This window comes from Planotetraspora kaengkrachanensis, from assembly GCF_016862895.1.
GTDB classification, from domain to species: Bacteria; Actinomycetota; Actinomycetes; order Streptosporangiales; family Streptosporangiaceae; genus Planotetraspora; species Planotetraspora kaengkrachanensis.
Genome location: NZ_BONV01000008.1, coordinates 134,462 through 155,389 on the forward strand (window position 1 = coordinate 134,462; position 20,928 = coordinate 155,389).

Annotated in this window: 20 protein-coding genes; 9 read left to right on the plus strand and 11 right to left on the minus strand. The window is 69.5% G+C overall.

From position 1 onward, the window contains the following. The 4 genes from ppk2 to Pka01_RS12310 form a co-directional block, all read right to left on the minus strand. Positions 1-930 (minus strand): polyphosphate kinase 2, encoded by a 930-nt coding sequence (ppk2, locus tag Pka01_RS12295; RefSeq protein ID WP_203882822.1) that lies wholly within the window; start codon positions 928-930, stop codon positions 1-3. Between the two features lie 85 nt (positions 931-1,015). Beyond that, positions 1,016-1,246, minus strand: a complete 231-nt coding sequence (locus Pka01_RS12300) for a hypothetical protein (RefSeq protein WP_203882823.1) — start codon at positions 1,244-1,246, stop codon at positions 1,016-1,018. Further along, positions 1,243-2,388: an inorganic phosphate transporter gene (locus Pka01_RS12305; RefSeq protein ID WP_203882824.1), complete on the minus strand. Its 1,146-nt coding sequence runs from the start codon at positions 2,386-2,388 to the stop codon at positions 1,243-1,245. The genes Pka01_RS12300 and Pka01_RS12305 overlap by 4 nt, the downstream gene beginning before the upstream one ends. 94 nt (positions 2,389-2,482) lie before the next feature. Further along, entirely contained in the window at positions 2,483-3,928 is a 1,446-nt protein-coding gene (locus Pka01_RS12310) for an aldehyde dehydrogenase family protein (RefSeq protein WP_203882825.1), read from the minus strand. A gap of 215 nt (positions 3,929-4,143) precedes the next feature. Between Pka01_RS12310 and Pka01_RS12315 the strand changes: the two genes are divergently transcribed. Next, on the plus strand, positions 4,144-4,770 hold the full coding sequence (locus Pka01_RS12315; RefSeq protein ID WP_203882826.1) for a TetR/AcrR family transcriptional regulator: 627 nt from the start codon (positions 4,144-4,146) through the stop codon (positions 4,768-4,770). Between the two features lie 18 nt (positions 4,771-4,788). Here the strand turns inward: Pka01_RS12315 and Pka01_RS12320 are convergent, their stop codons facing one another. Further along, on the minus strand, positions 4,789-6,222 hold the full coding sequence (locus Pka01_RS12320) for a PucR family transcriptional regulator (protein WP_239114924.1): 1,434 nt from the start codon (positions 6,220-6,222) through the stop codon (positions 4,789-4,791). Positions 6,223-6,325: 103 nt separating this feature from the next. Between Pka01_RS12320 and gabT the strand changes: the two genes are divergently transcribed. From gabT to Pka01_RS12335, 3 genes are all read left to right on the plus strand, one after another. Then, complete coding sequence (gene gabT / locus Pka01_RS12325; protein WP_203882828.1) at positions 6,326-7,687, plus strand: 4-aminobutyrate--2-oxoglutarate transaminase; 1,362 nt, start codon at positions 6,326-6,328, stop codon at positions 7,685-7,687. Between the two features lie 171 nt (positions 7,688-7,858). Beyond that, positions 7,859-8,107: a hypothetical protein gene (locus Pka01_RS12330; protein ID WP_239114925.1), complete on the plus strand. Its 249-nt coding sequence runs from the start codon at positions 7,859-7,861 to the stop codon at positions 8,105-8,107. Between the two features lie 40 nt (positions 8,108-8,147). Further along, a complete protein-coding gene (locus Pka01_RS12335; RefSeq protein ID WP_203882829.1) occupies positions 8,148-8,669 on the plus strand; it encodes a DoxX family protein in 522 nt (173 codons plus the stop codon). Here Pka01_RS12335 and Pka01_RS12340 read toward each other — a convergent pair. From Pka01_RS12340 to Pka01_RS12355, 4 genes are all read right to left on the minus strand, one after another. Continuing rightward, a complete protein-coding gene (locus Pka01_RS12340; protein ID WP_203882830.1) occupies positions 8,590-9,810 on the minus strand; it encodes an extracellular solute-binding protein in 1,221 nt (406 codons plus the stop codon). The genes Pka01_RS12335 and Pka01_RS12340 overlap by 80 nt on opposite strands. A gap of 50 nt (positions 9,811-9,860) precedes the next feature. Then, positions 9,861-11,354: a CoA-acylating methylmalonate-semialdehyde dehydrogenase gene (locus Pka01_RS12345; protein ID WP_203882831.1), complete on the minus strand. Its 1,494-nt coding sequence runs from the start codon at positions 11,352-11,354 to the stop codon at positions 9,861-9,863. Next, positions 11,341-12,669 carry an aspartate aminotransferase family protein gene (locus Pka01_RS12350; protein WP_239114926.1) on the minus strand — a complete coding sequence of 443 codons (1,329 nt, stop codon included), beginning with the start codon at positions 12,667-12,669 and terminating at the stop codon, positions 11,341-11,343. The genes Pka01_RS12345 and Pka01_RS12350 overlap by 14 nt, the downstream gene beginning before the upstream one ends. 107 nt (positions 12,670-12,776) lie before the next feature. Continuing rightward, positions 12,777-14,240, minus strand: coding sequence for an MFS transporter (locus tag Pka01_RS12355; protein WP_203882833.1), 1,464 nt, complete (start codon positions 14,238-14,240; stop codon positions 12,777-12,779). A gap of 83 nt (positions 14,241-14,323) precedes the next feature. Between Pka01_RS12355 and Pka01_RS12360 the strand changes: the two genes are divergently transcribed. The 4 genes from Pka01_RS12360 (at position 14,324) to Pka01_RS12375 (ending at position 18,768) form a co-directional block, all read left to right on the plus strand. Then, on the plus strand, positions 14,324-15,067 hold the full coding sequence (locus Pka01_RS12360; RefSeq protein WP_203882834.1) for a TetR/AcrR family transcriptional regulator C-terminal domain-containing protein: 744 nt from the start codon (positions 14,324-14,326) through the stop codon (positions 15,065-15,067). A 38-nt stretch (positions 15,068-15,105) separates the two neighbouring features. Continuing rightward, a complete protein-coding gene (locus Pka01_RS12365; RefSeq protein ID WP_203882835.1) occupies positions 15,106-16,716 on the plus strand; it encodes a PucR family transcriptional regulator in 1,611 nt (536 codons plus the stop codon). 154 nt (positions 16,717-16,870) lie between these two features. Continuing rightward, the gene (locus Pka01_RS12370; protein WP_203882836.1) at positions 16,871-17,077 is read left to right on the plus strand and encodes a hypothetical protein; all 207 of its coding nucleotides are present in this window, start codon (positions 16,871-16,873) and stop codon (positions 17,075-17,077) included. 128 nt (positions 17,078-17,205) lie between these two features. Continuing rightward, complete coding sequence (locus Pka01_RS12375; RefSeq protein ID WP_203882837.1) at positions 17,206-18,768, plus strand: phosphodiester glycosidase family protein; 1,563 nt, start codon at positions 17,206-17,208, stop codon at positions 18,766-18,768. 30 nt (positions 18,769-18,798) lie between these two features. Here Pka01_RS12375 and Pka01_RS12380 read toward each other — a convergent pair whose 3' ends face one another. Then, positions 18,799-19,683 carry a phenylalanine 4-monooxygenase gene (locus Pka01_RS12380; RefSeq protein WP_203882838.1) on the minus strand — a complete coding sequence of 295 codons (885 nt, stop codon included), beginning with the start codon at positions 19,681-19,683 and terminating at the stop codon, positions 18,799-18,801. Positions 19,684-19,815: 132 nt separating this feature from the next. Between Pka01_RS12380 and Pka01_RS12385 the strand changes: the two genes are divergently transcribed. Further along, complete coding sequence (locus Pka01_RS12385) at positions 19,816-20,286, plus strand: Lrp/AsnC family transcriptional regulator (RefSeq protein WP_203882839.1); 471 nt, start codon at positions 19,816-19,818, stop codon at positions 20,284-20,286. 141 nt (positions 20,287-20,427) lie between these two features. On the opposite strand, the gene Pka01_RS12390 is transcribed toward Pka01_RS12385, so the two are convergent. Next, entirely contained in the window at positions 20,428-20,823 is a 396-nt protein-coding gene (locus Pka01_RS12390) for a VOC family protein (protein ID WP_203882840.1), read from the minus strand. Positions 20,824-20,928: the final 105 nt, after the last annotated feature.

The window sequence follows — 20,928 nt, forward strand, 5'->3', positions numbered from 1 at the left end:
TCAGACGAGCGGATTCAGCGGTTCCGCGTTGTCCTCGTCGACGATGTCGACGGCGGATCTGACGATGACCGGGTCGGGCAGGCCGACGACCGACAAGTCCTTGTCCTCGTACTCGAACAACGACAACACGTAGCGCATGGCCTCCAGGCGCCCGCGCTTCTTGTCATTGCTCTTGATGATCGTCCAGGGCGCGTCGGCCGTGTCCGTGTTGAGGAAGATGTCCTCCTTGGCGCGGGTGTAGTCGTCCCACAGGTCCAGCGAGGCGATGTCCATCGGCGACAGTTTCCACTGCCTGACCGGGTCGACCTGGCGGATCACGAAGCGGGTGCGCTGCTCGGCCCGGGACACGGAGAACCACAGCTTGACCAGGTGGATCCCGTCGCGCACCAGCATCCGCTCGAACTGCGGTGCCTGGTTCATGAACTCCACATACTCCTCGTGGCTGCAAAAGCCCATGACCCGCTCGACCCCGGCCCGGTTGTACCAGGACCGGTCGAACAGCACGATCTCCCCCGCGGCCGGCAGGTGGTTGACGTAACGCTGGAAGTACCACTGCGTGCGCTCACGCTCGGAGGGCTTCTCCAGCGCGACCACCTTGGCCCCGCGCGGGTTGAGGTGCTCCATGAACCGCTTGATCGTGCCGCCCTTGCCTGCCGCGTCGCGCCCCTCGAAGAGGATCACCAACCGGCCGCCGGTGTCCTTCAGCCAGTACTGCAGCTTGAGAAGCTCGATCTGGAGCAGCCTCTTGTCGCGGTCGTATGCGGCCCTGGGCAGCCGCTCCCGGTAGGGGTAGTGCTCGCGCCAGGTGTCGACCGGCCGGCCGTCCTCACGTACGAGGATGGGATCGTCGTCGTCGTTGTCCACCACCGTCAGCCCGGGCGTGCGGCGCAGCAGTTCCCAGTCGCCCACCTTGTCCGGCAGTTCGGTCATGTGAGCATCTCCTGACCTCGAAAGTCCCACAGAAGTCGGTGACACTACACAACCATCTCAAACGGGAGATTGCGGCAGGGCACCGTCACTTCTTCAACATCACGTACAACCCGAGCGCGGCCCCTGCGACGACGAGCGTGAAGCACACCAGCGCGACGGCCAGGCCCGCCGCTCCGGTCCGGGACGCCGCGTGCTCCGATGTGCGCATGGACAGCCCGACCAGTCCCACGGCGAAAAGGGCGACCAGGCCGACGCCCCCGGCCAGACCGGCGACCAGCACCTTCCACAGGGCGTCGACGTCGACGTACTGGTTCATGCCACCTGCTCCTTGTCAGGTGCCAGGGACCCCGTCCACTCCTCGTTGACGTTGGCGTGCGTGACGGGAATCCTCCGCGCCGCCAGATAGAGCCCTCCGGCGAACAGCACGGCGGCGCCGAAGACGACCGCGACGCCTCCCACGCCGCCGATGGCGTCCGCTCCCTTCCACGCGCCCGCTCCGACGAGCGCCGCCGCGGGAATCGTGCACAGCCAGGCCGTGACCATGCGGCCCGCGACGCCCCAGCGGACCTCCGCCAGGCGCTTGCCGACCCCGGCGCCCATGATCGACCCGCTGCAGACGTGGGTCGTGGAGAGCGGGAATCCGAAGTGGGTCGCAGCGAGGATCACGGCCGCCGACGAGCCCTCGGCCGCGAAGCCCTGGGGGCTCTCGATCTCGGTCAGCCCCTTGCCCAGCGTCCTGATCACGCGCCAGCCACCGATGTACGTGCCGAGCGATATGCACAGGGCGCAGGCGACGATCACCCAGAACGGCGTCCCCGCGCCGGGGCTGATCGTGTGGTTGGCGATCAGCGCCAGCGTGATGACCCCCATCGTCTTCTGGGCGTCGTTCGTGCCGTGCGCGAGTGAGACCAGCGAGGCGGAGCCGATCTGGCCGAGCCGGAACCCCCGGGTCCTGGTCGAAGCCGGGACCCTCTGCGTGATCCGGTACACCAGGAAGGTCCCCGCGATGGCCACCAAGGCGGCGAAGACGGGCGACAGGAACGCGGGGACGATCACCTTGGACATCAGGCCGTCCACCTTCACGGCGCCGGTTCCGGCCGCGATGAGGGTGGCTCCCACGACGCCCCCGATCAACGCGTGGGACGAGCTGGACGGTATGCCGAAATACCAAGTCAGGAGGTTCCAGGCCAATCCGCCGACCAGGCCGGCGAAGACGACGGTCAGCGTGATCGCGCCGCTTTCCACGATCCCGCTCGCGATCGTCGCGGCCACCTTCAGCGACAGGAACGCGCCCACGAAGTTGAGCACGGCCGACAGGGCGACGGCGATGCGCGGACGTAGCGCACGGGTCGCGATCGACGTGGCCATGGCGTTGGCGGTGTCATGGAAACCGTTGGTGAAGTCGAAGGCGAGCGCCGTGACAACGACTACTCCCAGGAGCAGGGTGCTGGCGTCCATGCCACGGTCCCTGCACCAACTTCGGGGCGATAATCCCTTTTATCCGATTTTTCGCCTCGCGTTCACCTTCAGTTTCGGTGCTCGGAGCCTCGGATCACAGCGCCAGACCGGTGAGGACCATGACCTTCTCGTAGGTCAGGTCGTCCATCGCGGAGTGCAACCCTTCGCGCCCGATGCCCGATTCCTTGACCCCGCCGTAGGGCATCTGGTCGGCCCGGTAGGACGGCACGTCGCCGATGATCACGCCGCCGACCTCCAGTTCGCGGTTCGCCCGGAAGGCCGCGTCGAGGCTCCGGGTGAAGACGCCGGCCTGCAGGCCGTACTTGGAGTCGTTCACCGCCGCGAAAGCCTCGTCGACGGAGCCCACCCGCTGGATGACCATGACGGGGCCGAAGACCTCCTCGCTGACGACCTTCGCGTCCGAGGGCACGTCGGTGAGCACGGTGGGAGCGACGGTCGCGCCGTCCCGCGTGCCCCCGGTCAACAGCCGCGCGCCGGCCGAGACGGCCTCGGCGACCCAGTTCTCCACACGCACCGCGGCGTCCTCGCTGACGAGCGGCCCGACCTGGGTCTTGTCGTCCTCGGGGTCGCCGGTGACGAGCGTGCCGACGGCCGACAGCAGCTTCCCGGTGAACTCCTCGGCCACGGAGTCCTCGACGATCACCCGCTGTACGGCGATGCAGCTCTGGCCGGCCTGGTAGTTGGAGAACAGGGCGATCCGGCTCGCCGCCCAGTCGAGGTCGGCGTCCCCGAGGACGACCGCGGCGGCGTTGCCCCCGAGTTCGAGCGTGACGTGCTTGCGCGGGACCTGGTCCTTGATCGCGAACCCGACCGGCCCCGAGCCGGTGAACGAGACCACCGGAAGCCGGGGGTCGGTCACGAGCGCTCCGGCCCGGTCGTTCGGGACGGGCAGGACGGAGAACATGCCCTCGGGCAGGTCGGTCTCGACGAGGATCTCCCCCAGCACGAGTGAGGAGAGCGGGGTCGCGGGCGCGGGCTTGACGATGATCGGGGCGCCGACGGCGATCGCCGGGGCGACCTTGTGCGCGACCAGGTTCAGCGGGAAGTTGAACGGCGTGATCGCCAGCACCGGCCCGTACGGCACGCGGGTGACGTAGGCGAGGCGTCCCTGGGCCGCCGGCTCGGTGTCGAGGCGCTGTACGGCGCCGCTGAACCGCCGGGCCTCCTCCGCGGCGAACCGGAACGTGGCCACGGCCCGCCCGACCTCGCCCCTGGCCCATTGGATCGGCTTGCCGTTCTCCGCGGTGATCAGCCGGGCGATCTCCTCCGAGCGCTCGGCGAGACGCCGGGAGACGTGAGCGAGGGCCTCGGCCCGGACGTGGACGGGAAGCGCCGCGGCCTGCCGGCTGACGGCGTGTGCGGCCGCCACGGCCTCCTCGACCTGATCCGCGGTCGGCACGGAGGCGACGCCGACGATCCGCCCGTCATGGGAGTTGGTCACGGTCAGCTCGGCGTCCCCCGTCGCGGGGCGGCCGGCGAGCCAGAAGGGGCGAAGGTCGGTGTCACGGCGCACGTCCATGTTCTGACGGTATGTCAGCAGGTCGGGACAGGCTCTACGCCTTCCGGCACAACCCTCCGGCAGAGGTGTACCGATGTGGACAAGTTTGGTACGTCACAAATGCAGCGCAATTTCAGGATGTTTTCCGTTTCAGAGCGGTTTGAAAGCCGAGCGGCATGGTTAAGTCATCATCCGGGTTCGACGGAGGACTCTAATTCGAGAAGGGCTCGTCGCTGATGGGTACGCCGGCGCCGCTCGGTCTTCAGGGTGCCTACGCGCGCGGCCAACGGAGCAACTACGACGAGCTCCGTACCAAGCTCCTCGACGTCGCCAGCGGGCTCCTCACGACGGACGGCCCGGAGAGCCTCACCGTACGGCGGATCGCCACCGAGTCCGACTGCCCGACCCAGGTCATCTACACGATGTTCGGCAGCAAGGAAGGTCTGGCGGAGGCGCTGTACCTGGAGGGCTTCGAGCGGTTCCGCCGGCGTCTCGAGACCGTGCCGCTGCGCAGCGACCCCCTCGACTACCTGGCGGCCCTGGGCGTCGCCTACCGCGACGCCGCCCTCGCCGAGCCGGGCTACTACAGCCTCATGTTCGAGCGGGCCATCCCCGGATTCGTGCCGAGCGAGCGGGCGAGGACGCTCGCCCGCGCCGCGCTGAACATCTTCGACCGGGTGATCGCCGACTGCATCTCGGCCGGTCACCTCGTCCCCACGCAGCCCAGGAGGGTGGCCGACGCGCTGTGGGCCGCGGCTCAGGGGGCGCTGAGCTTGGAACGTGCCGGTCACCTGCAGGACTCCAAGACCTTCGAGACCGTCACCACCGCGACGATCTCCTCGTTCCTGACCAGGCACGGCTGACCGACCGCAGGCGGCGCCTCACAGGCGCAGCGCGATCCAGAGCTCGGCCCGCGCCGACGGATCGTCGAGATCACGGCCGAGCAGCTCGCTGACCCGCTTCATCCGGTACCTGAGCGTGTGCCGGTGGATCCCCAGCCGCTGCGCCGCCGCGTCCCAGTGACCGTTGCTGGCGAGGTAGGCGCGCAGCGACTCGACCAGGTCGCCTCGTGAGCCGTACTCGCGCAGCGGCGCCAGCAGCGCGGCCGCGAAAGCCGTGGCCTGGCCGGGGTCCAGCAGCGCGAGCAGCCCCTGACCGGCCAGCTCGGCGAAGTACGCCACCGGGTCGGCCGAGGCCAGCGCGCGCTCGGCCTGATCGAGGCCGAGGGCGAGACCGGCTCCGGGCACGCCCACACCGACCCGGCCGTGCCCGGCCGCGCGGCGGGCGAGCGGTTCCACGTCGCCCGCGGGGGCCAGCGCGACGACCACCCGGCCCCACGGAGCGGTGAAGCACGGCAGCGCCTCGGCGAGCGCCTCAGCGTCGGCCGTCTCGCAGGCGAGCACCGCCACCGCTCCCTCCGACAGTGTCCCGCCCAGCGCCGCCAGCACGTCGGCGGCGGCCTCCGCCTGACCGGCGAGCAGCAGACGGAACACGGCCGCCCGGACGCGGCCCGCGGCGGCGCGCTGGTCGCGGCCCTGCTCCAGGGCGAGCGTGAGCAGGGAGCCCGCCGCGTTGACGACGGTGTGCTCGATCGGCGAGAACGCCCGCACGGCCCCCACGACGACGAATCCACGGCGGCCCACCGGCTGCACGATCACGTGCTCGCCGGGAGTGGCCAGGGCGAGACTGGCCGGCGACGACGTCCGCCTCAGCCGGGCCAGCTCGGGCCGCAACGCGGCGGCCTTCTCCTCCGCCGGCGGGCCCGTCCCCGTGGCGTCCGCGAAATGCCTGACCGCTCCCGCGTCGTCGAGGAGGAGCGCCCATCCGGAGATCTCCCGGGCCAGGCGGTCGATGACCGCCCCGGTGCCCGACGGCTGGAGCGCTGCCCGGGTGAGGCGGCCCTGCGCCGCGAAGGCCCCCCTGATCTCCTCGTACTGTTCGGCCGCGATGAGCTCGCTGACGGCCTTGCCGATCGCGATGAACGGGGTGTCTCGCGGCACCTCGACGAGCGGCAGACCGGCGGCCGCCGCGGCGTCCACGTAGGAAGGCGGCACCAGATCGTGGCCGAGGCCCACGCCGAATCCCAGCCCGGTCGCGCCCCGGGCGACCAGCCGCGAGATGTACGGCACCGCGTCGTCCGGGGTGAGCCGCATGCCGGTCGTCAGCACCAGCTCCCCGCCCTCGAGGAACGGTGTGGGATCCTCGAGCTCGCTGACCGCCACCCAGCGGACCGGCCGATCCAACGTGTCGTGGCCGGCCAGGACCTCCAGGTGGAGCGGCGTGATCGCCGTCACCCGGCGCAGCGTCGGCGCCACCAGCCCCCCAAAGCCCAACTTGTCCGAGTTGGCCAAAAGTATGGCCTTATTCTGCCATGACGACGTATCGGCAGGTGGAGGCGGCGGCCGTACCGTCGATGACATGACCGTCGAAGGCACCACCGGCACCGTCCATGGCGGCCCGCGGCTTCCGCAGGAACGCCGCCTCGTCACCGAGATACCGGGCCCCCGGTCGCGTGAACTGTTCGCGCGCAAGCAGTCCGCCGTGCCCCCGGGCATCGGCACCACGCTTCCCATCTTCGTGACCCACGCCGGCGGCGGCGTCGTCGTGGACGTGGACGGCAACTCCCTCATCGACTTCGGCTCGGGCATCGCCGTGACGAGCGTGGGGAACTCAGCCCCCCGCGTGGTCGAGCGGGTTCAGCGGCAGGTGGCCGACTTCACCCACACCTGCTTCATGGTCACGCCGTACGAGTCGTACGTCGCGGTGTGCGAGAAGCTCAACGAGCTCACCCCCGGCGATCATGAAAAGCGCACGTTCCTGGTCAACAGCGGCGCCGAGGCCGTCGAGAACGCGGTGAAGGTGGCCAGGCACGCCACCGGACGGCCGGCGGTCGTGGTGTTCGACCACGGTTACCACGGCCGGACCCTTCTCACGATGACGCTGACCGCCAAGAACATGCCGTACAAGGACGGCTTCGGCCCGTTCGCCCCCGAGGTCTACCGGGTGCCGCTCGCCTACCCGTTCCGCTGGCCGTCCGGACCGGAGAACTGCGCGGACGAGGCCGCGGCCCAGGCCATCGACATGATCGAGAAGCAGATCGGCGCGGGCAACGTCGCCGCCGTGGTCATCGAGCCGATCGCCGGCGAGGGCGGCTTCATCGAGCCCGCGCGCGGGTTCCTGCCGAAGATCGCCGAATTCTGCCGGGCCAACGGGATCGTCTTCGTCGCCGACGAGGTGCAGACGGGCTTCGCCAGGACCGGTCACCTGTTCGCCTGCGAGGACGAGGGCATCGTCCCCGACATCATCTGCACGGCCAAGGGCATCGCGGGCGGTCTTCCGCTGGCCGCCGTCACCGGTCGCGCGGACCTGCTCGACTCGGTCCACGTCAGCGGGCTCGGGGGAACCTACGGCGGCAACCCCCTCGCCTGCGAGGCGGCCCTCGGCGTCCTGGAGACGATCGAGCAGGACAAGCTCGTCGACCGTGCCGCGCACATCGGCGAGATCATGCTGCCTCGCCTTCGCTCCCTCAAGGAGCGGTTCGGCATCGTGGGAGACGTCCGCGGCCGCGGGGCCATGACGGCGATCGAGCTCGTGGTCCCGGGCACCAAGGACCCGCTGCCCGCCGGCCCGATCGCGGCCAGGTGCCACGCCGAAGGGCTCCTGGTGCTCACCGCAGGCACCTACGGCAATGTGCTCCGATTCCTTCCGCCACTGGTGATTCCGGACCATTTGCTGGAGGAAGGGCTTTCCATCCTGGAGAGAGCAATCAGTGCTGACTAGAGCCCTTAAATAAGATTAAAAGGGACACCCGGCTTGGCGCCGGGTGTCCCTTTTGTTGTTGTAACGCCCGCACCATGCCGCGATTTAACCGCCCCTTGGCCTGACACGCGCCGATCACAGCCCGTAACCGCGTTATAACGGTTTCGATACTCGATCGAGGGGGGACGGGGCATGGGCTGGAAACCGAACGGTGCCGAGCGGCTCATGCTGACGTTCGACCCGGCCGGCCTCACCCCCGTCCAACGCGAGGGCGACGCCTGCGTCGTCTGCCACAAGAAGTGGCCCCGCCCCCGCGTGAAGGTCGGCCTGCTTCCCGACAACGCCCCGGTCCACGCCTGCGACGACTGCGCCGAGGCGCTGCTGCCCGCCCCGGAGGGCAAGGTGCCGCTTCCTCGCCGCTCCCGCGCCGCCATGTCTTGACGCGCGGGCGGCACCGCACGCGAACCCGAGAGGTGATCTCATGAGACTCGACCGTTTCCACGGGCCGGTCCTCTCGCTGTTCCGCATGGTGGCCGCCATGCTGTTCATGTGCCACGGGGTGGCTTCGTTGTTCAACGTGTTCGGCGGCAGCCGCGGCATGGGTCACGCGGTGGAGTTCGGCACCTGGCCGGGCTGGTGGGCCGCACTCATCCAGGCGGTCTGCGGGGCGCTCGTCCTCGTCGGGCTCGGCACCCGGGTCGCGGCGCTCCTCGCGTCGGGTTCCATGGCCTTCGCGTACTTCATGGCACACCAGCCGAGAGGCGTGCTGCCTCTGGTCAACGGCGGCGAGTTGTCGGCGCTGTTCTGCTGGTCGTTCTTCCTCATCGCCGTACTCGGCCCGGGCACATGGGCGCTGGACACGCTGGTACGGCGGCGCAGGAACCGCGCACGGTCGGGCGGACCCGACCTCGGCGTCTGGATCGCTAACCGTGAGCTATCTTCGACCAGCGCTCCGCCCATTGAGCGTAGTCACCTGGACGAGCGGCGAAGTAGACGCCCTTGAAGGCCGCGGGCTCTCCCACGTGGTAGTCAGCGCACACCCGCTTCGCGTCGCCCGTGCAGGCGGCGGGGTTCGCGGGAGCGAGGCCGGTCCAGGCCGCGGCCGGGCCCTGGGCCTGGGCGGAGGCCGTCCAGTCCAGCCACTGGTAGGCGCATGACGGATGGGCGGTGCCCGCCGCGACCATCCACGAGTCCGACCAGCCCGTCAACGGCCGGCCGTCGAGCGCCTTGACGGGCTTGTTCCCGGTCTTCAGCACGTCGAGATGGTACGGAGTGCCCTGCGCGAGGCGCGTGGAGCCGGAGGCGAACCCCTCAACCACGTCGATGGGATCGCGCCAGAAGGTCCTGTCCGCCGACTTGTTCGAGGTGATCAGGTCCACGGCCGCGTCCAACTGGGACGGGGTGAGATCGAACGGATCCTTGATGTCCGCGCCCCGCCGCTTGAGTACGAGCGCGGCGTCGGCGATCGTCAGCGGGTCGTCCCTGAGCAGCACCCGGCCCTTGCCGGTGAACAGGGCCCCCTCGTCCTTCGGCTTGGCACCGGTGTAGAGCACCTGGTCGATCCCCCACAAATACGGCACGCCGTACACCTGCTCGTCCCTGGTGTACGCGGGGAGCTCGCGCAGGTGGGTGGGGATCTTCTCGTAGCCCTCGACGAGGGCCGTGTTGATCGGTGAGACCGTGCGCTCGTCGATCAGTCTTCCCGCGATCTCCGGCGTGGCCGACACCACGTCGAACTGACCGAGGGAGGCGCCTGCCGGCGTCGCCTCGAGACCGGGGTCGTAGAACGACAGCGAGACCTTGCAGCCGGTCTGGTCCTCGAAGGGCTTGACCCAGTTGACCGTGGAGTCGGTCCCGCCCCACTCGGCGTATCCGCTGATCGCCAGAACGCGCAGCGCGCCCTCGCCGGGTCCGGTCGACGCCATCGGCGTCGGGGCCGCGGAGCCGCTCGGCGCCGGGGACGAGGCCGTCGCCGAGGCGCTGACGGGGGTCTTGGGCGCGGCGCCGCCGGTCCCGGGGGTTGCCGCGACCACCCGGGAGTCTCCGCCTCCTCCGCAGGCCGCAGCCAGGAACCCCGCGGCCGCGACGGCGACCACGAGTTGCGTACGGCGAAGCCTCACCGAGCCGACCCCCTCACGAGACATACGCCACGAGCCTACTGTCCCCGGTGGCCGCCTCCCGCCCTCGCTGTTCCTCAGCCGTTGGTGGGGAAGCCCAGGTTCACTCCGCCGTGGGAGGGGTCCAGCCAGCGCGAGGTGACGACCTTGCCCCGGGTGTAGAAGTGCACTCCCTCGGTCCCGTGAACATGGGTGTCGCCGAACAGCGAGGACTTCCACCCGCCGAAGCTGTAGTAGGCCATCGGCACCGGGATGGGCACGTTGACCCCGATCATCCCGACCTCGACCTCGTTCTGGAAGCGCCGCGCGGCGCCGCCGTCGTTGGTGAAGACCGCCGTGCCGTTGCCGTACTCGCCGGTGTTGATCAGGTGCAGCCCCTCCTCGAAGGACTTCACCCGCACGATCGACAGCACCGGGCCGAAGATCTCCTCGCGGTGGACGCGCGAGTTCGCCGGCACGTGGTCGAGCACCGTGGGGCCGAGCCAGAAGCCAGAGCCGCGGCCGCCGGAGACGGGCGTCTCGCGGCCGTCCACCACCATCTTTGCCCCTTCCTCCACGCCGAGGTCGAGGTAGGAGGCCACCTTGTCGCGGTGTGCCGCCGTCACCAGCGGCCCCATCTCGGACGCCGGGTCGTCGCCGGGACCGACCTTCAGCCGGGCCACCCTGGAAACGATCTTCTCGACGAGTTCGTCGCCGATCGGCTCGACGGCGAGGACGACGGAGATCGCCATACAGCGCTCGCCTGCCGAGCCGAAGCCCGCGGAGACGGCCGAGTCCGCGACCAGGTCGAGGTCGGCGTCCGGCAGCACCAGCATGTGGTTCTTGGCTCCGCCCAGCGCCTGGACCCTCTTGCCGTTCGCGGTGCCGGTCTCGTAGACGTACCGGGCGATCGGGGTCGAGCCGACGAACGACACGGCCTGCACGTCCGGGTGCTCCAGCAGCCGGTCCACCGCGACCTTGTCCCCCTGGACGATGTTGAACACGCCGTCGGGCAGTCCCGCCTCCGCCCACAGCTCGGCCATCAGCAGGGACGCCGAGGGGTCCTTCTCCGACGGCTTCAGGATGAAGGCGTTGCCCGAGGCGATCGCCACGGGGAACATCCACATCGGCACCATGGCCGGGAAGTTGAACGGCGTGATCCCGGCGACGACGCCGAGGGGCTGGCGGATCGAGTAGGAGTCGACCCTGGTCGAGACGTTCTCGGAGAACCCGCCCTTGAGCAGGTGAGGGATGCCGCACGCGAACTCGACCACCTCGAGGCCGCGGGCGACCTCTCCGAGGGCGTCGGAGTGGACCTTGCCGTGCTCGGCCGTGATCAATGCGGCGAGGTCGTCACGGTGACGGTCCATCAGGTCGCGGAAGCGGAACAACGTCTGGGCCCGCTTGGCCAGGGACGTGTCCCGCCAGGCGGGGAAGGCGCGCGCGGCGGAGCCGACCGCCGCGTCGACCTCGGCCACGGACGCCAGGGCCACCCGACCGCTGACCGCGCCGGTCGCCGGGTTGAAGATCTCAGCGGTCCGGCCGTCGCCCCCGGTGCGTGCGCCGTCGATCCAGTGGCTAACGTGCTTCATCGTCGACGGTCTCCAGCGCGGTGACGAGGATGCCCAGGCCTTCCCTGGCCTCGTCCTCGGTGAGCGTGAGCGGCGGGGCCATGCGCAGGGTGTTGCCGTACAGGCCGCCCTTGCCGACGAGCAGGCCGAGCTTCTTGGTCTCCTCCAGGAGCCGGACGGCCAGGGCGGGCGCGGGGGCGCCGGTGGCGGGGTCGACCAGTTCGACGGCGAACATCAGGCCCCTGCCGCGCACCGCGCCGACGACGCCGAGCCGCCGGCCGGCCTCGCGCAGGCCCGCGATGATGATCTCCCCGGTTCTGGCGGCGTTGGCCTGCAGGTCGTGGTCGAGTACGTAGTCGAGGGTCGCGTTCGCGGCCGCCATGGAGATCGGGTTGCCGCCGAAGGTCGACAGGCCGACGGCGTGCGGGCCGTCCATCAGGCCGGCGCGGGCGACGACACCGCCGACGGCGAAGCCGTTCCCCGTGCCCTTGGCGAAGGTCAGCATGTCGGGCGTCACGCCGTGGTTCTCGATCCCGAAGAAGGCCGAGCCGGTACGGCCCCAGCCGGACTGGACCTCGTCGGAGATGAACAGGATGCCCTCCTCGTCGAGGACCTCCTTGTAGGCGGCGAACAGGCCGTCGGGCGCCATGGTGAAGCCGCCGACTCCCTGGATCGGCTCGGCGATGAGCGCGGCGACGTCGTTGGACACGGCGGTGGCCAGCACATGGCGCAGGTCGTCGACGCACGCCTTGATGTAGTCCGCGTTCGACATCCCGCGGAACTGGGCGAGGTGGCGGTCGGCGCCGTGCAGGAAGTGCACGTTGAGCGGCGACAGCGAGTTGTTCTTCCACGAGCGGTTGGAGGTCACGCTGATCGCGCCGAACGACCTGCCGTGGTAGCTCTGCCGCATCGCGAGTACCTGGTCCGTCTTGCGGGCGTAGGTGGCGAGCAACAGGGCCGTCTCGTTGGCCTCGGTGCCGGAGTTGGTGAAGAAGACCTTGGCGTCCGGGATGCCGGACAGCCGGGCGATCTTCTCGGCCAGCTCCACCTGGGCGCGGATCAGGTAGAGCGTCGAGGTGTGGACGACGCCGGTGGCCAGTTGCCGCTCGACGGCCTCCCGCACCTCGGGCACGTCGTACCCGATCATGTTGGTGAGGATGCCGGCGAAGAAGTCCAGATAGTTCTTCCCGGACGCGTCGACGACGCGGTTGCCCTTGCCGCCGACGATCTCGATGGGCTCGTCGTAGTAAAGGCCCATCCAGTTCGGGAGGACCGCGCGATGGCGCGCCAGCAGGTCGGCGGTGCCGGAGGGCGACTCGGATTCACGGGAAGACATAAGTCGAGTATCGCCGCTCCGAGCCGCCGCTCCCACCTTCACCATGTCGGCATGCGAGACATTCGCCTTACATGCTGGAAACGGCCCGCTGCGCGAGAACACGCAGCTCAGACCGCGGCCGCCTCCTTCTGGACGACCTTCTCCGCGGCCGGGGTGCGGCGCAGCAACAGCAGCGCCATCACGGCCGCGGCGAGGCAGAAGCCGAACCCGACCAGGGATCCGACCGACATGGCCGACACGAAGGCGTCACGGCCCGCCGCCGCCACGGAGGGATCCCCCAGCGCGAGCGCTCCGGTGATCGAGTCACGGGCGGCCGCGGGAGCCGAGTCCGGCATCGAGGACGTGTAGACCGCCGCGAGCACGCTGCCGAGCACGGCGACGCTGAGGGCCATGCCGACCTGCTGCACGGTGTCGTTCAGCGCCGAGCCGACGCCCGCGCGCTCCGGCGGGACGGCGCCCATCAGCGTGGCGTACGCCGCGGGACCGGCGAGGCCGCCGCCGACGCCCATGATCATCAGGCTGGTGATGAGCATGCCGTACCCGCCGTCGAGCGTGGCGAGGACGCCGAAGCCCGCGGCCATCACGAGCAGCCCGGCGACGATGAGCGTCCGGTTGCTGAGCTTCTTGCCGAGCGTCGCCCCGAGGCCGTTGAAGACCAGCGCGGCCACGACGTACGGCAGCAGGGCCAGGCCGGCCTTCAGCGGTTCGTAGCCGAGGACGAACTGGAGGTACTGCGTCAGGGCGAGCATCAGCGCGCCGGACCCGAAGGACAGCAGGACGATCGAGAACGACGCCCCGCTGAACGACCGGTCGCCGAACAGCGACAGCGGCAACATCGGCTGCTCGGCCCTGCGCTCCCAGAGCACGAAGCCCAGCAGGGCGAGCACGGCCACCGCCACCACGATCGGGTTCCACCCCTCCGCCGGCGCGGAGACGACCGCGAAGACGAGGGCGCTCATTCCCACGATCGACAACACGACGCCCACCGGGTCGATCGTCCGGGCCTCCCCCTTCGACTCCGGCATCAGGACGAGCGCCGCGATGATCGCCAGGATCGCGATGGGCACGTTGAGCAGGAAGACCGATCCCCAGTAGTAGTGCTGGAGCAGGAATCCGCCCAGCGTCGGACCGGCGATCACGCCGGCCATCGCCACCGAGCTCCACGCGGCGAACGCCTTCCTGCGCTCGCTCTCGTCGAACACGGTGATCATGATCGACATGGTGGACGGCATGACGAGGGAGCCGCCGACACCCATGAGCGCCCGGGCGCCGATGAGCTGCCACGGCTCGGTCGCGAGCATGGCCGCCACCGAGGCTCCGCCGAAGAAGGCCAGGCCGAGGATCAGGAACAGGCGCCTGCCGTACCGGTCGGAGAGACTCCCCGCGGTGAGCAGGAGGCCGGCGAACACCAGGATGTACGCGTCGATGATCCATTGGACGTCCGACGGAGAGGCGCCCAGTTCGCGCATGAGCGACGGTATCGCCAGGTTGAGCACGGTGTTGTCAACGACGAGTGTCAGCAGACTCAGGCAGAGGACACCGAGGATCCACCATCGGCGGGGATGCGACATGAAGGCCACCTCGAACAGTGTGCGATAAGACTGGAACACTGTACGACAGCGCCGCACAGTGTGCGAGCGAATATTCTGAGGCCGTGTCAGCGAAGCCGTTCTCCTCGGTCTGGACGCGTGAGCGCAGGGGCCTCCGCGATCAGGGCCTGAGTCGTGACCAGATCGTCCGGGCGGCGATGGAACTCCTCAACGAGGACGGACTCGACGCGCTCAGCATGCGCAAGCTCGGGGCGAGGCTCGGCGCGGGGGCGACCAGCCTCTACTGGCACGTGGCGAACAAGGACGAGCTGCTCGAGCTCGTCATGGACGAGGTCTACGCCGATGTCGTCATCCCCGAGGGGGCGAGCTGGCACGACGCCGCCACCGCGTTCGCGTACGGCATGCACACCGCCGTCTCCACACACCCGTGGTGCGTGACGCTCATCGGTGTGCTGCCCGGCCTCGGCCCCAAAGCCCTGACCGCCGCCGACCGGCTCATGGCGGCGTTCTCCGACGCGGGCTTCGACGGCCCCGACGTCGACTACGCCGTCGCCGCCGTGGTGTCCTACACCCTGGGCGCCACCATCCCCGAGGTCGCCTATCTCAACTCGCTCGCCCGGGCCGGCACCGACGTGACCGGCGCCCAGGCCGTGATGGAGCCGATCATCCACGAGGTGGCCGCGGACTACCCCCACCTGATCGACCGGTACCGCGCCTATACCGGCACGTCCACCGACCCCCTGACGGCCCGGCGGCTCGCGTTCGACTTCGGTCTGGTGGCGCTGCTGGACGGCCTCGCCGCCCGGCTTCCCGCGGCGGCCAGGCGAGACCACCCTGTCAGGGACTGACCCATCGCCTTTACACAATGATCAGGTAGCCTCGGTACATGCTGCCCACGGTCGCCGATGTGCTCGCGCTGGACGCGGTCCGACGCGGTGATCCGCGCGTCGTGGCGGGCGGCGACCGGCTCGACACCCTGGTCCGCTGGGTGCACGTCGGCGAGATCACCGACATCGCTCATCTGCTGCGCGGCGGCGAGCTCGTGCTCACCACGGGCGTGGCCCTGCCGAGCGAGCCGGACAAGCTCGCCGACTACATCTCCGACCTCGCCTCCGTCGGCGCCTCCGGGCTCGTCGTGGAGCTGGGCCGCCGGTTCGTCCGCGAACTGCCCCCGGCGGTGATCAAGGCCGCGGAAGATCACGGCCTGCCGCTCGTCACCCTCACGCGCGAGACGCCGTTCGTGCAGATCACCGAGTCGGTGCACGCGCGGATCATCGACATCCAGCTCCAGGAGCTACGCGCGTCGGAGCAGCTGCACGAGGTCTTCACCGAGCTGTCGGTCGAGGGCGCGTCGCCGTCCGAGGTGCTGGCGCAGGTCGCCCGCTTCTCCGGCCGGCCCGTCGTCCTGGAGAACCTCGCCCACCAGGTACTCGCCTGCGACGCCTCCGGAGGCGACACCGGCACCATCCTGGCCAACTGGGAGATGCGGTCCCGCTCGGTCTCGCCCGAGGGCCGCACCGCGTACGAGTCCGCCGCCGGATGGCTCGTCACCATGGTCGGCGCCCGGGGACAGGACTGGGGACGGCTCATCCTCCTGTGCGACGCCTCGCCGAGTCCTCACGACATCGTCCTCGCCGAACGCGCGGCGACCACGCTCGCGCTCAGCCGGCTGCTCGAGCGCCATCAGGAGTCACTCGAACGACAGGCGCACGGCACGATCATCGCCGGGATCCTCACCCACGCCTACTCCGATCCGGACGAGGCGGCGGCCCGCGCCCGGGCGGTCGGGGTGCCGCTCAGCGGCCGCAAGCTGATCAGCGCCGTCATCCGGCTGACCGCCTCCACGGGAACCGCGCTGGGAGAGCAGGCCCAGCTCGGCGAGCTCGCCGAGGCCACGGCGGCCGCCTGCCGCGACGCGCGGCTGCCCGCCCTGGTGGGGGCGCTCGACCAGAGCCGGGTGGGCGTCCTGCTGCCTCTTCCGCCGCGTACGCTCGCCGAAGCGGCCCTCGGCGCCCTCGCCGACCGCCTGCGGACCACCTTCTCCACGCCGTTCGTGCTGGCGGCCGGCTCCGTGGTCGAATCGATCAAAGACGTACGGCGCAGTTTCCTCGAGGCCGAGCAGGTGGCCGACGTGGCGGTGCGGCAGCCGGACGGACGCGCGTTCTACCGCCTTCCCGACCTTCGCCTGCGCGGCCTGCTCCACCTGCTCCGCGACGACGCGCGGCTGCAGACCTTCGCCGAGCGCGAACTCGGCGCGTTACTCGCCCACGACGCCCAGCGGCACGGCGATCTGACGCGGATCCTGCGGATCTATCTCGACGCCGGGCGGAACAAGGCGGTCGCCGCGCAGAAGGCCCACCTGTCCAGGCCCGCGTTCTACGACCGGCTCCGGCGGCTCGAGCGCATCCTCGAGACCGACCTCGACGACGTCGAGTCGTGCATGTCCCTGCACGTGGCATTGCTGGCTCTGGAGACATTCCGCCGCGAAAGTCCGTGACCTGTGAAGCCACCTCCCTACCCGAATGAGGATCGGGATGAGGCCGCATACGCGGATAGAGGTCTGCCTCCCCGGGTGTAAGTCTTATGGCACCCCGCTACTCTCCGTGCACTCGCGCACACGGTGAGAATCGTGCTTGTCTCGAAGGGTGCAGATGACGAGCGAACCTCAGATCAGTCCGGCGATCGTGGTGCGAGCCCTGTCCGCCCGTTTCCCCCGGTGGACCATCTGGTGGGGTCAGGCCACCACGCACTACTGGGGCGTCTCCCGGCGCCGCAACGGTCTGCTCCTCCACGTGGAGGCCAGGTCGGCTCAGGACTTCGTTCAGCAGGCACGCGAGATCGACGCGCAGACGCCGTGATCGTCAGCGCGGGCGGTTTCACCGGAACGTAGTGACCATTTCTCACGTTCTTTGGCGTGTACGGCACATGCAGCCGTCGATCCTCGTCACCATGGTCCTTCGAGGGATCACGAGTGAGAGAAGACCGCATGCGACGCCATCTGATCGTCGGAACCGCCACCGTGGCCCTGACGATGATCACGCTTTCGGCCTTCGCCAGCGCGAACTCCCCGCTCCCCGGCCCCCGCTCCATGCTGCGTCTGCTTCCGGAGATCCCCGGCCTTCCTGACCTGCCCGCCGCTCCTCCCCCACCGCCGCGCCGCCCCACGACGTCGCTCCCCTCGACCGGCTTCCCCCTCGGATCCGCGAAGGCGCCGAAGGTGGTGACCGACCGGGTCGCACCGGGCGTCGACTACTTCACGCTGACGCAGGGCGCCCCGACCGACGGTTACACCGTGAGCGTGGTGGTGCGCGGCAAGGACGCCCTGTCCGAGAAGACCGCACGCGCCCAGGCGCTCGCGATCGAGGAGGCCGGTTTCCAGCCCTCCATCGTGAAGTTCACCCGGCCGGCCGTGGCGGACTATCCCGCTGCCGACTTCTGGATGGTCCGGGTCGGCGCGTGGCCGCTCGGGGAGCAGGCCGAAGCCGCTCGCGTGGTCAAGCGACTCAAGAAGGACGGGATCACCACCAAGATCGATTTCGGCGGTGACGACGGGTTCCAGACCGGCGGCCCCTGGACCGTGCGGGTCCTGATGGTCGACCCCCGCTCCTTCCAAGGCGTCTTCCGTTCGTCCCTCGGAGCCGGAGTGGCTGCTCGGGAGACGGTCTCGTCGATGGCGTCAGCGGCGGGCGCCCTCGCGGCGGTCAACGGCGGCTTCTTCGACATCCACACGCTGAAGGACTTCAGCGGTGATCCGACCGGGATCTCCGTGGTGAGCGGTGACCTGCTCAGCGAGGCGGTCTCCGGCCGTACGGCACTGGTCCTCGCAGGGCGGAGGGCTCGCGTCACCGAGTTGGCGTCGTCTGTCATGGCGGTGTCCGAAGACGGGGCGAAGCTGGAGGTCGGGGGCCTCAACCGGGTCGCCGGGCCCGACGAGCTGGTCATGTACACCGAGGAACTCGGCCGCGCGACTCCCGCCGACCACGGAGTGGAAGTGGTGCTCGACACGTCGGGCAAGGTCCTGCGGCCACGCGGTCCCGGCGCCCCGGTGGCGCGCGGAACCCGGGTGCTTCACGGGCGAGGAGCCTCAGCCGACTGGCTGAGGGCGCACGCCGCCACAGGCATGACGGTCGACGTCACGGCGACGGTCACCGACCTGCGTACGGGAAAGGTCGTCCCGCTGACCTCGGAGACCAGCATCATCGGCGGTGGGATCGGCCTCGTCCGGGACGGACGGACCTCGATCACCGCTGCGACGGACGGCATGGCCAACGTCAACATGATCGTCCGGCGGCACCCTCGCACCCTCGCGGGAGTGACGGCGTCGGGTGGACTGGTGATCGCGGTCGTGGACGGCCGCGCCCCCGGGACCACCGTCGGCGCGTCCTTCTTCGAGTCGGCGGAACTCATGCGGTGGCTCGGCGCGCGTGACGCCATCAGCCTGGACGGCGGGGGCTCCAGCACCATGGTGGTCGGCGGGAAGGTGGTCAACCACCCCTCCGACGGAGCAGAGCGCGGCGTCGGCGACGCCCTGCTCGTCATCGGCAAGTGACCCCGCTGCGGGGCCGCGAGGGTCGCGCCGTCAGCGGGACGCGGCCAGCCGCGCGATCGAGTCGTCGTCGCAGGTGTCCCAGAACGTGCCGACCACGTCCTCCAGGTGATCGAACGACTCCGCCTCGAAAAGCACCTCCTGGTACTTCGTGATGTCGTACGGGGTGGAGCCCATGGCCTTGAGGTCGAGCGGGCGGATGTCCATCCCGCGGAACTCCTCGATCTCGCCGGAAGAGCTCAGGATGCCCGCGCCGTACGCCTTGGACTCCCCGTCCTCGCGCATGACGCCGAACTCGAGCGTGAACCAGAAGACCTTGGAGACGAACTCCAGTGCCTCGTCGGTCTCGACCCGGCGCGCGGCCTGGCCGGCGAGCCGATAGAGCGCGGCGAAACGCGGCGAGGCGAGCGTGTTCGCATGCCCGATCACCTCGTGCACGATGTCGGGCTCGGGAGTGTAGAAGGGCACCGAGTGGTGCCGGATGTACTGGGTCGAGTGGAACAGGCCGTCCGCGAGGACGCCGTAGAACTCCCGTAACGGGACGAGCCCGGCCGCGGGCAGGTAGCCGAAACCGGTGATCGGCTTCAGCAGGTCGCTGACCTCCTGGAGCTGCGGGATGCGGTCCGTCGGCAACCCCAGCCGGACGGCGGCGTCGATGAACTCCCGCACAGCGTATTTGTCATGCTTGACGGCGAGTTCCTGCATGACGAGCGCCCACACGTGGTGCTCCTCGTCGGTGTACTCCGCGTGGGGAATGGGCTCACCTGGCTTGTGGCCGAGCGCCAGAGCCGCGATGGCGTTGCGGCGGTTCCGGTACACGGTGTCCGCGAAACCGGGGTGGCCGCTGGCCAACTCGACGACGACCGATCCGTCGTCGCGCGTCGCGACCGGAGCAAAGTACTGTGCTTCCTCGAACATAACCCCATATGACAGCAAGCCGCCGTTTGACTGACAAGAGCGACCAATCAGAGTGGGCGAAACGCACAATCTGTGGCCAATATGGCGGATCGTGCTAGCCGATTCGTTCAGTCGGGGCGTAGCCTCTGGCGCATGCTCGACGCGCTCGACAGTCAACTATTGATCACCATGCGTGCTCATCCCAGGATCGGGCTGACCGAGCTCGCCCGTCTCCTGGGGGTGGCCCGGGGCACGGTCCAGGCCCGCCTGGAGAAGCTCACCGCGCGCGGGGTGATCAACGACTTCGGGCCGACGGTGGCGACGGAAGAGATCGGCTACCCGATCCTCGCGTTCGCATCCCTCCAGATCGCACAGGGACGGCTCACCGAAGCGGTGCGCACACTGGGCGAGATCCCGGAGATCCTCGAGGTGTACGGCACCAGCGGCCAGGCCGACCTGCTGTGCCGGGTGGTCGCCCGGAGTACTCCGCATCTCCAGGAGATCATTGCGGAGATCCTGGCCTCACCCGCGGTGCAACGCACGGATACGACCATCGCGCTGTCGACTCAGATCCCGTTCCGGATCGAGCCTCTCCTCAGCGCCGCCGTCCCACCCCCGGCGTGATCATGCACACTTTCGTGTGAATGCCGGACGGCCTGCGGAAACACCGGCCGTGCTCATGCGCGGATTCGCGCGCACTCTACCTGAGCTGGACGGACATCCTGCGTGATCATGCACCATCTGGTGCGCATGCCTACCGGTCGGTCACGTGGACTGAGGCGGTCGTTCGAGCACCAGGCAGAAGGGATGGCCGGCGGGATCGGCGTAGATGCGCCAGCCGCGGGTGCCGCCACCGTCGTCGAGCAGTTTCGCTCCATATGCCAGCACCTGCTGATGGCCGGCGTCGAGATCCGCCACTCCTACGTCCAGATGGAACTGCTGGGGATGGGTCCCATCCGGCCAGCGCGGAGGGCGGTAGTCGTCCACGCCCTGGAAGGCGAGCACCTGCCCGGAAGGCAGATGAAGGGTCGCCCATTCGTCGTTGAGCGCCCATCGACGATCACGTCTGTTCACGGTGCCGCCGACGAGCGCCTGATAGAACCGCGCGAGCGACACCGGCTCCGGGCAGTCGAGCACCACGCACTGAAGGGCACCGATCACGGCATGATCCCTTTCCGGGGGGAAGTCGGCTCAGGGTCGTGTTCCGTGGCCAACGATAATCCGGGTGTGCTGGATTTCGTGGGAAAACAAAAGTGGGGCCACCCC

Excerpts from the sequence above, each read along its gene's own strand:
- ppk2 (WP_203882822.1), bottom strand. The coding sequence starts at position 930 with ATGACCGAACTGCCGGACAAGGTGGGCGACTGGGAACTGCTGCGCCGC.
- Pka01_RS12300 (WP_203882823.1), bottom strand. The coding sequence starts at position 1,246 with ATGAACCAGTACGTCGACGTCGACGCCCTGTGGAAGGTGCTGGTCGCC.
- Pka01_RS12305 (WP_203882824.1), bottom strand. The coding sequence starts at position 2,388 with ATGGACGCCAGCACCCTGCTCCTGGGAGTAGTCGTTGTCACGGCGCTC.
- Pka01_RS12310 (WP_203882825.1), bottom strand. The coding sequence starts at position 3,928 with ATGGACGTGCGCCGTGACACCGACCTTCGCCCCTTCTGGCTCGCCGGC.
- Pka01_RS12315 (WP_203882826.1), top strand. The coding sequence starts at position 4,144 with ATGGGTACGCCGGCGCCGCTCGGTCTTCAGGGTGCCTACGCGCGCGGC.
- gabT (WP_203882828.1), top strand. The coding sequence starts at position 6,326 with ATGACCGTCGAAGGCACCACCGGCACCGTCCATGGCGGCCCGCGGCTT.
- Pka01_RS12330 (WP_239114925.1), top strand. The coding sequence starts at position 7,859 with ATGGGCTGGAAACCGAACGGTGCCGAGCGGCTCATGCTGACGTTCGAC.
- Pka01_RS12335 (WP_203882829.1), top strand. The coding sequence starts at position 8,148 with ATGAGACTCGACCGTTTCCACGGGCCGGTCCTCTCGCTGTTCCGCATG.
- Pka01_RS12340 (WP_203882830.1), bottom strand. The coding sequence starts at position 9,810 with ATGTCTCGTGAGGGGGTCGGCTCGGTGAGGCTTCGCCGTACGCAACTC.
- Pka01_RS12345 (WP_203882831.1), bottom strand. The coding sequence starts at position 11,354 with ATGAAGCACGTTAGCCACTGGATCGACGGCGCACGCACCGGGGGCGAC.
- Pka01_RS12350 (WP_239114926.1), bottom strand. The coding sequence starts at position 12,669 with ATGTCTTCCCGTGAATCCGAGTCGCCCTCCGGCACCGCCGACCTGCTG.
- Pka01_RS12355 (WP_203882833.1), bottom strand. The coding sequence starts at position 14,240 with ATGTCGCATCCCCGCCGATGGTGGATCCTCGGTGTCCTCTGCCTGAGT.
- Pka01_RS12365 (WP_203882835.1), top strand. The coding sequence starts at position 15,106 with ATGCTGCCCACGGTCGCCGATGTGCTCGCGCTGGACGCGGTCCGACGC.
- Pka01_RS12370 (WP_203882836.1), top strand. The coding sequence starts at position 16,871 with ATGACGAGCGAACCTCAGATCAGTCCGGCGATCGTGGTGCGAGCCCTG.
- Pka01_RS12375 (WP_203882837.1), top strand. The coding sequence starts at position 17,206 with ATGCGACGCCATCTGATCGTCGGAACCGCCACCGTGGCCCTGACGATG.
- Pka01_RS12380 (WP_203882838.1), bottom strand. The coding sequence starts at position 19,683 with ATGTTCGAGGAAGCACAGTACTTTGCTCCGGTCGCGACGCGCGACGAC.
- Pka01_RS12385 (WP_203882839.1), top strand. The coding sequence starts at position 19,816 with ATGCTCGACGCGCTCGACAGTCAACTATTGATCACCATGCGTGCTCAT.